This is a genomic window from Neoluteolibacter marinus (assembly GCF_014904755.1).
GTDB lineage: Bacteria > Verrucomicrobiota > Verrucomicrobiia > Verrucomicrobiales > Akkermansiaceae > Haloferula > Haloferula marina.
In genome coordinates this window covers 1-525 of the sequence record NZ_JACZFQ010000335.1, presented here as the reverse complement: position 1 = coordinate 525, position 525 = coordinate 1, and the positions used below count along the sequence as shown (strand labels likewise).

The 525-nt window shown below is 66.9% G+C and carries 1 protein-coding gene; it reads right to left on the bottom strand.

What is annotated here, in order from left to right; all coding sequences use genetic code 11:
- A partial coding sequence (locus IG178_RS25145) for a response regulator transcription factor (protein ID WP_193215291.1) occupies positions 1 to 525 on the bottom strand: 525 nt, incomplete at both ends.

Below are 525 nucleotides of genomic sequence, written 5' to 3'. Positions count from 1 at the left end.
CGACCCCTCGGACCGTGCTGATGCAGTCAAGATCGGGGTGTGCCTCAATGAGTTTGCGGCGCAGATGCCCGATGTGCACGTCCACGATCCGCTCGTCGCCCACCCAGGACGGATCCCACACGATGTCGATGAGCTGACGGCGGGAGTAGGCCCGTCCGGGGCCGGCCGAGAGTGTGGCCAAAAGATCGAACTCGGTGCGCGTCAGTGCGACCGCGGCCCCGCTCACCCGGGCCTCGTGGGCAGCGAGGTCGATGACCAGGTCCCCGAAGACCCATGGGGCCTCTCGAACGGTGACGGTGCGCGGGCGTCGCAGCACGGCCTGGACCCGTGCGACGAGTTCGCGCACGCTGAAGGGCTTGGTGATGTAGTCATCGGCGCCCACCTCCAGTCCGGTCAGCTTGTCGTCCTCGTCCCCACGGGCGGTGAGTATGAGCACATAGCACTCGGAGAAAGACCGAAGGGCACGGCACACCTCGATCCCGTCCAGACCTGGCAGCCCCAGATCCAGGACCACCACATCCGGGT